The sequence below is a fragment of the Clostridioides sp. ES-S-0005-03 genome (assembly GCF_020658455.1).
GTDB lineage: Bacteria > Bacillota > Clostridia > Peptostreptococcales > Peptostreptococcaceae > Clostridioides.
The window spans coordinates 99,179-113,146 of record NZ_JACVWI010000010.1 but is presented as its reverse complement, the minus strand read 5'-3'; the positions used below and the strand labels follow the sequence as shown (position 1 = coordinate 113,146).

Below are 13,968 nucleotides of genomic sequence, written 5' to 3'. Positions count from 1 at the left end.
ACCAATTTGTAATTCGTTTTTTACATCCCCGAAGGTTGTTATAAGTTCACTTAAACTTGCGTTTTCGTTTAGTTTTTCTAACATAAAAATATCACCTTTCTATTTTTTAGTAACTCTTTGTCAAGAATAGGTTACTTTTTCAAATAGAAAAGTGATTGATTTTAAACAATTTTTATAAAACATATATAGTATAAATAATTTTATTTTTAATAGAAAAACAAGCAAAACAAACAAGTATAAGGATTTTTAGTAACTCTTTCTTGACAAATAGTTACTATATAAAATTAAAAAAGGACTATGCAATATAATCCTCTCCAACAATATTTTTATATTCATTTTCTGTTATCTTATTTTTTATTACTGCCGTTTTAACTTGCTCCTTAGTCCATAATTCATCCTCATAGTATTTTTTTATTATTTTGTACCACATTTTATATTATCCCCTTTTCAATCATTGCAAAAGTTAACATTGCTGTTTCTTCTCTTAGTGCTTTTACTTCTTCCTGTGTAGCTATAGTCGCACTTTTAGAATTTTTTTCTAGTTCCTCATGCGCTTTTATTTCATCCTCTTGTTTCTTATGCATTTCTAGATATTTTTCTGCTGTTTCTAAAGCTGTCAAGTTCTTGTCTAGTTTATATATAGATTTAATTGTATTAACCGACTCTATATTTGTAACTCTGTTATAATCATCTAATATTAAAAACACTTCGCTAGTTTGGAAATCATAATTCCCTTTTAAAATTTCTTCCGCTTCAACTCCATTTATTTTTTCTTTTTTATCCCATATTTTTATCATTTTTTAATTTCTCCTTTTTTTTATAATTCAGGTATAAAGCATTTATATCTACTATTGTCACAGTAATATATAAATTTATTCTTTACTGATACAGCTTTAAGTAGTGAATTGTATGGAAATGTAGAACCTTTTTTATCATACTGTTTTGAAAATACGGCACCATTGTGATTATACCCGCCTACATAAATATATGTATCACCATAATACACTGTATATAGCATATTATTAATACTTGTTGCAAAGCCAAGATGTATACCTTCTAGCCTTGTAAGAGTGCCACTAAATGGATAATAATTACTTATACAAGTATCCCAATAACTACTCGGGTCTGTTGTTCCTGTTATGCAAAAATTGTAGGTATCCGTTTTTGCACATACAAATAATCTTCTATATCTAGAAGCTGGTAAATCTGTTTTAGTTGTCCAAGTGTTTGTATTTGTTTTGTAGTATTCACTAATAGCACTTGATAGTGTATTAGCATTTGTATTTGTATAACCATATAGAGTATGTATTTCATTAAGATAAGCATTTCCACACATTCCTCCTCTAGGTGTAATCATATTTGAAATATATGACCAAGTATTTGTACTTATATTATATTTTTGGCAGGTTGAATTTGCTGAACCATTACTATATCCGCCTATTCTATAAATGTATCCATCGTAATAAACCATTAATGCATCATCACAAACCGACGGTTTCGCTAAGACACTATTAATATTTGTTAATGTATCATAGCGTAAAAGTGACAAACCTAAACTATTATTACAAAGAAAATATACATAATTTTCTACTGCTATACATGGAGGATATTGTTGTAAACTTGAAGAAGCCCCATCAAAAATTATATTTTTGGGTTTATACCAGTTTGGTATGTCTGTATTTCCAAGTTCAATATTATTAACTTTATTTGCCATGCCTTGAACTGTTTCGTTTGAAGAAGTTGAAATACCTTTCCTTGTTAAATTAGTCGCTAATGTACTTTTGAAAGTTTGTATTTTTGTTTTAGTTGTGCTAAATGAATCGGTTGAAATAAAAGGACTTCCTAATGTATTAGCTATATTATTTTTACCTGTCTGCAAATCATTTTTTGTAGTTTCTAATGTGTCTATCATTTCTCTTAGTTTTGCATTTTCTTCTAATTTTGTTGCCATCTTTCACTCTCCTTTACTAAATCATATCTATTAAATTATTTACTATAGCTATTCCTTTAGTCCTTTGACCGCTTATTTCTACCATTATTTCCTCTAATACTCCATCTAACTTATCACTTGTAAATCTATCATTAGCATCTGTAATACTTATACTGGTATCTACAAGCTGTATACTGCCAATAGAATTCTCTATTTTCTTAGATGAATAAGTAGTCATTTCAGACACTCTATTATCATCAACTGTAGCATTAATAAAATGAGTCTCTGCGTTTCCATTAACTACATAAACATTTAACTCAGTCTTTGTTTCACTTCTAATCTCAATTGAGTTATCATCTATGATTTTAAAGTTTGTAACTACATTCTCTTTTGTAGTAGCATCTATAATATTCACAACTATTCTTTGGGTTAATAAGTTATGTGTTACATTTGCCTTGAATCCATTTTCCTTATCATCTACCCAATCATCAATAGTTATTAATTTGGTAGATGCCACATTAGAGCCACCTGCTATAAGTTGGTCAATTTTAGTATTTAACTCCAACTTAGCAGTTTCTATATTTGTATTAACTTTTTCAATCTCTGTACCAGTATCATCAGGTACATTTTTTAATTTTTTTACTACATCTTCATTTAACAATCTATCACCTTCTTTTTTATTTAGAGAGCTACATTAGTAACTCTCTATTTTGAACATAAAAAAAGAACTTTTAAAGTTCTATGATAATGAAATCTCTAGTGCTTCACACATTTTTCTAACCTCTTCCCTATATTTAATAGGTACTTGGTCAATTGTTTTTAAACTTCTTTCTATTAATCCTACGTAAATTGCTGCCATACTACTTCCTCCTTCAAATTTTATATTTTTTAATAACATAGTAGATGTTTGTTGACTATTTAATACCATCTCGCATATTTCAGCAGTTGCCAACATTAAATCTGTTATGTCATCATTTTGCGTTTTTTGACTTGCATTTAAATTATCTGATTCCTTCTTTCTTTTCAGATTCTCAATCTTCTTTTTATTTACATTAAACATTTAATCACCTCTAAAGTGTTGATTCATCTATACTAAATATCATAGATGGTCTTTTTATAGCAGTCCAATTATCTCCTTTTTCAACTATGATTTTAGGTTCTGCTTGTGTCATTCCTTTTTCTTCCAATTCATAAATCTCTTGATAGCCTGTATCAACTTTTTTCATTTCTAATAAATTCATATCTTTATGTAATCCAGTATTATTAGTTTTTACCTGTACTTTTAGTTGATTTATAAGCTGATAAATTATATCTCCTACATTTATATTATCTTCTAATGCTCTATCTAATGTTATTGTTAATTTACCATCTGCACTATTTGTTAAAGAAGTTATATTATATTTTTTACTTTTAATAAATAAATTTGCTCCTTCTGAAACATTTATAGAATTATTCTCTTTGTTAATTGTTGCTCCTAAATACATATTATCTCCAAATAGAGTATTAGCTTTAAAATATATATTATTTATACCAAGATTAAGTTTTTCAAGTGGAATAGTAAACAACACAAAATTATTGATAAATTCATTCTTAGAGTGTATTAACTCGTTATTTAAATACATCTCAATTTTATCAATTTCATTATTTGAGTCATTAACTTTTAACTTTATACCAGAAATAGTTTTTTCTGATATTTCTATAGATGATTTTGTTGTATGTGCTTGATAAGTCATAAATAAAGTTTCATCACACCCAGCATTTAACCAAAGTAAATTATGATTAAATTCTTCTGGTATTTGAATTTTATTAAATATGTATGGATTATTAGAATTCATATTATAACAATCTCTTATCTTGCCACATATCCATAAAGATTTGTCTAGCTTTCTAAAAGATATATAATCTCCACCTATCTCTACATCTTCCACATCTACATCTAGCTTAGTAAATGTTTTTATTATAGTATTTGCAGAAGCTTCACCTAATCCAAAATTACCATACCTATTAAATCCTTGACCCCATACAGAGTTATCATTTAACAAAACTAGTGTGAATTTATCATCACACATAACTTTCTTTACATTAGATATATTTACTCTTTGCAACTCATTTACTTCATTGTTGTGACCTAATCCTAGCTGGTAATCTGAGTTTAATCCTGCTGAATATAGAGTACCATCGTTTTTTAAAAAGTAAGAGAATCCAGCACCACATGCAGCTTGTCTTATATCTGCAAAATCTAATTTAGTAAAATCTAGTAAAGATACAGTTGTTCTTGGGTTTAATAACTGTCCATAAGAATTATCACCACATCCAAATAACTCTCCATTCGTATTTACAATTAATGAATGGGTCTTTGACATCCAAAATTCTTTTATATCTTCTTGTAATTCTATTCTGTCATTATTTATATCATAATTTTCTTTATATATAGAGCCTAAAACATTTTTATAATTTATGTCGCTTCGTGATGGTATTATATATTTATTATTTATTAGATTAAAGTTATTATTGAGGATATAATTATTTAAAGTTTCAAATCTGTATAGATAATGTCCTTCAACTTTAGTAAATGTATTTCTATGATTATTATCACCCAATCCCAATTGTCCATTACCGTTATAGCCTATAGCTAAAATGGTACCATTATTCTTAACTATAAAATTACAACTATCCTCACATACAATAGTTTCAACATTGTCTACATTAACTTTAGTAAATACAAATCTAGTGTTAACATCCCCTAAACCCAATTGACCATAACTATTGTTACCAGTACTTAAAATTTCTTCATCATTTTTCAGTATAAATGTATGGGTACTACCACAATATACTTCTTTAACATTATCAATATCAACCTTAATAAATGTGTTTCTATCAACTCTATCCCCTAATCCTAATTGTCCACTAATGTTATATCCACAAGAGTATATTGTACCATCATTTTTCAGTATAAATGTATGGGTACCGCCACAATATAAATCTCTAACATTATCAACATCAATCTTTACGAACATATCTCTATTGGTATTATCTCCCAAACCTAACTGTCCATACTCATTAAAACCACATGCCCATATACTACCATCATTTTTAATTATGAATGTATGAAAATTTCCACATATAATTTCTTTAACATCGTCTATATCAATTTTAGTAAATGTATTTCTATTAGCATTATCACCTAAGCCTAGTTGTCCATAAGTATTATAACCACAAGAGTATATTGTACCATCATTTTTTAATACTAAAGCGTAACTATGTCCACAAACAATACTTTTAACATTATCAATATTGACCTTCGTAAATAAATTTCTATCAACAGTATCGCCTAATCCTAATTGCCCATACTCATTACGCCCAGTGCACCATACACTTCCATCATTTTTTAATACAAAAACATTGAATTTTGAACATATGACATCTTTTATATTCTCTATATTCATTTTAGTAAATGTATTTCTATTAGCATTATCACCTAAGCCTAGTTGTCCATAAGTATTATAACCACATCCCCATAATGTATTATTATTCTTCAATATATAAGAGGCACTTCCTATTACAATTTTATGGATATTTGTTTTAGTAGGTAAACTATTTTTTAGTTCAATAGGCATTTTAATAAATATAATTTTATTTTCATTATGACCTAATCCTAACTGACCATCCCCATTTATGCCAGCACCCCACACTGTTCCATCATTTTTTAATAAGAATGTATTATAAAATCCATATATGATTTTTTTTACATTATCTATATCGACTTTCATAAATATAGTTTTATTTTCATTATGACCTAATCCTAATTGTCCTTGTTTATTTAAGCCAGTACCCCACACTGTTCCATCATTCTTTTGTATAATAACATGCTGATATCCACATATTACATCTTTAATATTATCTATATTGACTTTTGTAAATACATTTCTTTGAGTTGTATCACCTAGACCTAATTGTCCTTGGGTATTCTCACCAACTCCCCATAATGTTCCGTCATTTTTTAATACAATTGAGAAACGATACCCATTTTTAATATATTTTACATTATCAATATTTAATTTAGTGAATGAAGTTTTAGGACTATTATCACCTAATCCCAATTGATAACATGTATTATTTCCACAAACAAATATATCTCCATTATTTTTTATTACTATTGTATTATTATATCCACATATGACATCTTTTACATTATCTATATCAACTTTAGTAAATAAAAGTCTATCATTAGTATCCCCCAAACCTAATTGACCATCACTATTCATTCCACAGGAATATAAAGTTCCATCATTTTTTAATATAAATGTAAATGCTAATCCACAACTAATTTTTTTAACATTATCTACATCAATCTTAGTAAATACGCTTCTTTGAGTAGTATCACCTAAGCCTAGTTGCCCTCTATTACTAGCACCTGTACCCCATACTGTTCCATCATTCTTTAATATAAGAACATGGCTAGTCCCACAACCAATATCCTTTATATTATCAATGTCTATTTTAGCAAAAGTACTAATATCATCTTTGTGACCTAATCCTAATTGTCCATTATTGTTATCACCTACTCCAAATAAAGTCCCATCTTTTTTTAATACAAAAACATAATATCCATTACTCATTACTTTATCATTTTTATTTATCATTAAATATTCGCCACTGTCTTTTAATAAATATGTATCTCCATTTATATTTACACTTTTACTAAATCCTTTATAATCATTATTTTTATATTCTGTAAAAGTTGTAAAATTATCTGTATTTTTTATAAAGTGTTGGCATCCTAATTGCCCAAAATTATTAGAACCAGCAAATAATAATTTATTATCTTCTCTTATTATAAAAGTATGAGTATTACCACAATATAAGTTCTTTACGTTATCTACATCAACTTTAGTAAATATTTTTTTATCAACTTTATCTCCTAATCCTAATTGTCCAAAATAGTTATAACCAGTAGATAAAACCGAACCATCAGTTTTTATTATGAATGTATTTTGATATGAACATATGACATCTCTAACATTATCAATATTAACCTTTACTAACCCATTTCTATTAGTGTTATCTCCTAATCCTAATTGTCCTTTATTATTTTCTCCTACACACCATAAAGTATTATCGTTTTTTAATATGAATGTATTTGTCCCACCACAAGCAATATTTTTAACATTATCAATATCAACCTTAGTAAATACATTTCTATTAACCTTATCATTTAAACCTAATTGCCCATAATTATTCAGCCCACATGCCCAAATTGTAGCATCATTTTTTATTATGAAAACATGTGCAGAACCACAATATATATTTTTTACATTATCTATATTAACCTTTGTAAACAATTCTCTATCAGTAGTGTCTCCTAACCCTAACTGCCCACTAGAATTGATACCACATGAATATACAGTTCCATCTTCTTTTAATATAAATGTATGAGTGCTTCCACATTCTACATCTTTAACATTGTCTATATCAACTTTCGTGAATACAGTTTTATTAACTTTATCACCTAATCCTAACTGACCATTACCATTATAACCACACGAATATAATGTGCCATCATTTTTTAGTATAAATGAATGACTAGAATAAGAAGAAACCTTTTTCACATTATCAATATCTAATCTTGTAAATAGTTTTACATAGTCGTTATGTCCCAATCCTAACTGTCCACTAGAATTTATCCCACATACATATATAGTTCTGTCATTCTTTATACCAAAAGTATAACCACCACTTGAACTTGCTACCATTTCTACAAAATCATAATTATCAAAATCTTTGTCAAACTCATTAAAATATATATCTGTATCTAAATATCTTCCACGTTGTAAGATTTTATTTTCTTTCATTAAATCATTCCTTTCTATTTAACTTCATAAGAATACTTTTCAAGCTCTATGACATTTGTTCCAATCTCTGTACTAGTGTTTGAAATAGTTTCTATAAAATTATCATCTAGTTCATGTATGTATTTGACCTTATAACAAGAAAAAGGAATGTCTATTTTATTAAAAATAACATTCCCTTCATTACCAAATATTCTTCTTCTATCTGTATCTAACCTCAATCCATCAATTGATAAAATACCTTTTGAATCTGTTAAATTATCATACCATTGCCCTACTTCGTCTACTGTTCCAGATTCAAGTTCCAAATAAATTAATATATCTAAAACCTTATTAGACAAGGTATCATACTTAGATTTCAAAGAGTCTATTTGCTCTTTTACATTTCCGCCAGTTTCAAGAGCTTTTACACTAGCATCTAATTCATTTACTGCATCAGATATATTTTTAGATACTGTAGTTAACTCACTTGAACCTATTTTATCTTGTATCAAATTTATCTTTTCTAAATTAGAAGTTATATTTGCTTTATTTTCATTTATTTTTGCTATGTTATCATCAAATTTTGCATCAATTTTAACACTAGAATATGTACTATCTAGTGTTGTTATATTATCATTTATTGTAGCCGTTATAACTTCTTTATTTGTATTACCATTTACAACAGTCACTTTTACATCTATATTACTTTCATTGAAAATTTCTATTGTATTAGAATCCACTACAGTATAAGAATTAGTCATACTCTTCTTAGTTACTTCATCCAGTATCGCTACAAATATATTCTCTGTAACAAGATTATGGTTAACTGTAAGTTTAAAGTATTCTCCATCAGATACCCAATCAGATTCAATATAAGACTTACTAAATGCCACATTAGTTGCAGCGGAAGTCATCTCTGCTATTTTCTCATTAACTTTTTCAAAATCGTATGTTAATCTTTCTTTTAGAGTATCCTTTACAGTACCATCAATTGTTTCTCTGGATTGTATTAATTCTCCTCTAGCATCAAGACTTTCTAATTCACCAAATCTATTCTCAAATTCAGTTATTTTATTACTAACAGTAGTTGTCATATCTGTTTTAGCAGTATTTACTTCTACTATTTTGTCATCTACTTCTTTTATTTTTGTATCTAATTTTTTAGTACTTTCATCAATACAATCTTCAACATCAGATATAACCTGATTTACTTCATCAAGCTTATAATCTATTTGCTCTTGATTATCTGTAAGCTTATCTTCAAATGTTTTATCATAATAATTAAAAGTGTTTTCTGTTCTAACATCTAAGTCTTGAAACTTCTTATCTGTCTGAGCTTGTACATCAAGCATTTTATCATCAACTATATTATCTATTTCTTTAGACTTTTCATCTATCATTTCATCAAGTTGAAGTTGACAATCAGTTAATTTATCATCAACTTGGATTTGCATGTTTTGAATAGATTTTTCACGATTTTCTTCTTGATTTTGACGTGTTAATTCATTAAACTCTCTATCATCTTCTTGTATATTTCTTAAGTCTTCATTATAAATTCTAATTTGTTCTGCTTTATCTCTAACTTCTTCATTTCCCAGAATAGTTATTTCAAGTTGTTCAACTCTTTTAGTCAACTCTTTGTTATTTTTTATTATTTCCTCAGCTTGAGATATTATTACTAGCAACACTCCATATTCATCTGTTGAAACAATATCATCATCATTTATCATTGATTCTTCAACTCTATAGAAAAGATTCGTAGTATTTAATCGAACCCCATTTTTTACAAGAGATAATTGAAATGTATTTATACCAATACTTGCAAGTGCTTGTCTGCTAAGTTCTATTTCCACAACACCATTTTCTGCATCTACAATTTTACATTCATCGTTGACCTTAAAGCCATCACTTTTAGTAATGTCGATAAGCACTCTATCATAATTAGATAAGTCTATTATCCTATCTTCATTTTTTAAGATTGCTTTAATATAAGCAGTTTTCACATCATTTTCGTTATAAATAAAGTAGTCTAGTAATCTTTTATTTATTCTATAGTTACTGAAATCAACCTCTATGGTATGACTTTTTACTTCGTAATTTTTCAAAAGTATCACATCCTATTGTTCTTTATTTTTATTTTGCTTTAACTCTTCTAACTCTTTTTTAAGATTATTTATTTCTTCTTGTTGTTGCATATTAAGTGCTTTATGTAATATAAGCTCACTATGTAAATTCTTTATTTCTTCTACCGCTATTGTATATGCATTTTGTATATTTACTTCCATTTTACTCTCCTCCTAATTTATTAACTTTCTCATGTAATTCACTAACTAAAACCTCTAATTCTTCTCTCTTTTGTATCTCTTCTTGAAGTGCAGTTGCTACAACAGTTGTATAACCAGATGGGCTAAACATTAATCCATTTTCTTCTCCAAAATCATATAGAAATGTTTTTCCAACATAACTATCTTTAAAATCATTAGCTATAAACCCTATTTGACTATCTGCAATTGTTCCATCTTTTTCTGCTATATAGTCAAACGTTGCTGGTTTAAACTCATCCTTTATAAAATCTAAAAATGGTGTTGGCGTGATACTTGAACGAGTTCTATTCTTAATATCTTTTATGTATACTATATTCTCTTTAAACTTTTTATCAGATTCACTCAGAGTAGAACGAGCATATAAATATCTCCACTTATAACGCTCACAACCTAAATCAGTTGATGAACGCTCTGGATAAAATGAATATCCTACACCTAAACTATCTCCATTTGTAAATGTAAAAGTAGCTCCTCCACATCTTACAAACGTATCATCCCTTTCAACTATAAGATGTTCTTCTCCATCAACATATATTTCAGCCGTATCATATCCTACCCAAAAATAATTATTACTATCATATTTAAGTCTTATAGCTGATGCTTGACTAGCACCATCTGATTGTCTTGCATCTATTGCAAATCCAGACCTACTACTCCCAAATAATCGTATTATTGGTTCATGACCAGATGGAGTAGTTAATATATCACATGCTATAGCTCCTTGATTTACTGTTAGACCGCTCCTGTCTATCTCAACATAATTTGATATATCATTGAATCCAAATTCAATTTTATCGGGTTTAATTCCTATAATCGCATTACTTGAATCTCTAGTGACCATCATAGTTATATCATCTTTAGTTAATTTAATTTCAGCAGCATTTGTTTTAGTTGCCCCATCAACTTTCGCAACTTCTAATTTAATTTCTTTTGCAGTAGCATTTATTTGTGCAAATTCTTCTGAAACACTTCCACCCAAGCCTTTAAGGAATACTCCATCAAGGGTATTTTTTAGTTCATTAACCTTTAAATTATATTTTGCAAATCCATTTGTAACTAGAATTACATCTGAAGGAGTGATTATATTATCAGATATAACTGAATTTATTATTGTTTTAAGATTATTATGTGCATTGTCTAAAGCTGTTTTAGAACTGTTAATTGCAGCAATACTTGTACTATCATTATTTGACTGACATCTATCAATTATTTTTTGAACCTGAGTATATAAACTTGTTTTATCTGTATTCAATAAGTTTATTTCAGTTTCTATTTGAGCTTTTTCAATATCTGTAACTTCATCATCTCTAAAATATTCATTGATATTAGAATTAAATAATCCTAAATCAGAATTAAGCTTAATTATAAGTTTATTTGTATCTTCTCTTAACTTAGTAATCTCATTAGAATCATTAAAATTTTTAGTTACTTCCTTTACAAATATATTTATGTTATCTGCTTTTTGGTCTATGACTGAGATATTTTCTTTTATGTTTTTAGCATCTTCTTGTATAGCTCCAACTGTCTGATGTATACCATCTATATCTTTTTCTACAACTATAAATCTATCTCCAAATTCTTTATCTGTCTCATATAATGCATAAATATCCTTTTGAATATTTTTCTTTGCATCTCCATCATAACTTATACTAAATATATCACTATCATTAGGTACTTCAGTATGAATTCCATTATCATTTATAACTATTAAAAACCTTTTATTACTTCTATCTAGCATCAAGTTAGAAGTTTCAAGTTTATAAGGATTATCTACATTCCAGTATATATACTTTCTATTTGTTGATTCATCTTGTACAGTATAAACCTCTTCATTATAAGTCACTATACATCCTGTTATTCTTATATAACTTAGTGTATAACTATTATCATATATTGCCATTAGAACACCACACTTTCTGGGACATTCATTCTATTGAATTTTTGTCTATTGAGTAAGTACTTTTTCTTATTAACTGAATCCATAGTATGTTTTGATTTAGTTAAATAATCAGAAATAGTTCTTGTATTATCTTCCTTTAATTTCTTATTAGATAAATCTAAATTTAAACTTCCATCTTTAAAGTTTTGTGTATATCCAACAAAATATATTATATCTTCAGTATTTTCATTTCTATCATAAAATATAATTATGTCTCCTACACCTAATGATCCATTCCAATGTTGTCTAAACTCCATATTAATAATTCTACTTAAAAAATTAACAGAGTCTATTGTCCAATCAATAGTTGGTCTACATTTAAGTTCTAACTCTCTTTTACCTGTTTTAATTAAGTCTTCAACCTCCAAAAATGAATCATTCGTATAAGTATCACAATAAATAAATTCTTTTAATTCTTCTAGTAATATTTCATTAAAAATTAATAGTCCATTTTCATTAGTTGCTGTTTCTCTCTTACACAATATGTTTATTTGCTTTATACTGTCTTCTAATTCTAATACTTGTTGTTCTAAATTTTTTATAGTTACTTCAAGTATTACTTTTTCATCATTATTCTTAGTTATATCTGCTGCTACTTTGGCAGCATTAGCAGTATCTTTATTTGTCTCATATGTCTTTTTAATACTATATAGTGCATTGATGGTAGAATAGATTACTTGTAGTTTATTTTTATTGTCCCTTAATTCTTTTTTCTTTTTATTCTTCTCATCTATTAATTTTAACCACTCAACTTCTCTTAACTTAATCATCTCATTATATTTAAGTATTGCATTCACTAAGCCTGTACTCATTTCACCATTCTCTAAAAAATAAGAGTAGTTTTCAATATATTTATATCCTGTTACAGTAGCTCCAATGATGTCCATCTCTTCATTTCCAACTAATGTCATTCTAGTGACTATTTCATCTGAATTTCTAGTCTTTTCATGTGATTTTATATAGTTATCATAGGATAATACTAATTCTATATTGTCTCCAAAGCTATCTACATCATATAAGTGTACTTTTTTGTTATATGTATCAAACTGAACTACACATCCAAATTCCTCTTTAATATCATTAATTAAAAAATCATGCCAATTACTATCTACACTTTCTTGCCACCTTACTTTCTCTCTTTTTTCTCCTGTCTCAGTAGTTTCATAACCTATTGAATCATCTACATTGCCTAAAGTCCATCCAGTTTCTTCTTTCATATAATCATTGAGACTTATTATTCCAGCGTCCTTATCTTCTGTAAATAGCTGTAGCCCCATATCTTCAATGTTTAAATTTATCTTACCCAGTTTAACTTCTGCTGATGTTGCTCTAATAACTTTATTCTTATATCCATCTTCTTTTATTTCTTTTATTACAAAATATTCTTTATTGTCTACACATATAAATCGTTCGTTACTTACTTCATAATATAATGGATTTATTATTTTTTGAAATGAAAAGCGATTTGTTATAAATTTTGGTATGGTAAATTGAATTTCATCTGTACCATCAATGCTACGAGTTAAACTATCTATAAATTCTATTGGGATTTCGCCTAGAATTTCTTTGTTAACTTTATGGAGGGTTATATTATACTCTCTTTGGATTTGTTTGAGATTCACATTAAAATTCATGTTTTATCACCTTCTTTATATTAAAAAAGCCCACCATTAATGATGGACTAAAATATTTTATTAGTTGTTAAATTATGGTATAATTTGTTATAGTAAGGAATTATAAATCGAAAGTGCTAAGAGTGGTTGTTTCTATATTTAGCCTACTTCTTCAAAGGAAGGAGGTGAGCCTCACTTTATTTTTTTATGGGGAGGTGAATTTATGGAAACAGTAGTGTTTAATGTTTGCCTAAATATTGTATCAAGTTTAATAGCTTGTTACATATATGATAAAGCAAAAAACCACTCAAAGGCCAATAAGAGTGGTTTC

Annotated in this window: 10 protein-coding genes; all 10 read right to left on the bottom strand. The window is 27.6% G+C overall.

Features of this window, described 5'->3' with window-relative positions:
* Positions 1-295: 295 nt before the first annotated feature.
* Complete coding sequence (locus tag IC218_RS20420) at positions 296-430, bottom strand: XkdX family protein (RefSeq protein WP_227825397.1); 135 nt, start codon at positions 428-430, stop codon at positions 296-298.
* A gap of 1 nt (position 431) precedes the next feature.
* Entirely contained in the window at positions 432-797 is a 366-nt protein-coding gene (locus IC218_RS20415) for a hypothetical protein (protein WP_227825396.1), read from the bottom strand.
* Between the two features lie 20 nt (positions 798-817).
* Positions 818-1,951, bottom strand: a complete 1,134-nt coding sequence (locus IC218_RS20410) for a Kelch repeat-containing protein (protein WP_227825395.1) — start codon at positions 1,949-1,951, stop codon at positions 818-820.
* A gap of 16 nt (positions 1,952-1,967) precedes the next feature.
* Positions 1,968-2,591 (bottom strand): hypothetical protein, encoded by a 624-nt coding sequence (locus tag IC218_RS20405; protein ID WP_227825394.1) that lies wholly within the window; start codon positions 2,589-2,591, stop codon positions 1,968-1,970.
* A 78-nt stretch (positions 2,592-2,669) separates the two neighbouring features.
* On the bottom strand, positions 2,670-2,990 hold the full coding sequence (locus IC218_RS20400) for a CD1375 family protein (RefSeq protein WP_227825393.1): 321 nt from the start codon (positions 2,988-2,990) through the stop codon (positions 2,670-2,672).
* 10 nt (positions 2,991-3,000) lie between these two features.
* Complete coding sequence (locus IC218_RS20395) at positions 3,001-7,782, bottom strand: hypothetical protein (protein ID WP_227825392.1); 4,782 nt, start codon at positions 7,780-7,782, stop codon at positions 3,001-3,003.
* A 14-nt stretch (positions 7,783-7,796) separates the two neighbouring features.
* The gene (locus IC218_RS20390; RefSeq protein ID WP_255616467.1) at positions 7,797-9,866 is read right to left on the bottom strand and encodes a BppU family phage baseplate upper protein; all 2,070 of its coding nucleotides are present in this window, start codon (positions 9,864-9,866) and stop codon (positions 7,797-7,799) included.
* Positions 9,867-9,878: 12 nt separating this feature from the next.
* Positions 9,879-10,046, bottom strand: coding sequence for a hypothetical protein (locus tag IC218_RS20385; RefSeq protein ID WP_227825390.1), 168 nt, complete (start codon positions 10,044-10,046; stop codon positions 9,879-9,881).
* A gap of 1 nt (position 10,047) precedes the next feature.
* Positions 10,048-11,985 (bottom strand): tail fiber domain-containing protein, encoded by a 1,938-nt coding sequence (locus IC218_RS20380; RefSeq protein WP_227825389.1) that lies wholly within the window; start codon positions 11,983-11,985, stop codon positions 10,048-10,050.
* Positions 11,985-13,658 carry a phage tail protein gene (locus IC218_RS20375; protein WP_227825388.1) on the bottom strand — a complete coding sequence of 558 codons (1,674 nt, stop codon included), beginning with the start codon at positions 13,656-13,658 and terminating at the stop codon, positions 11,985-11,987. Before IC218_RS20375 ends, IC218_RS20380 begins: the two co-directional genes overlap by 1 nt.
* Between the last annotated feature and the right edge of the window lie 310 nt (positions 13,659-13,968).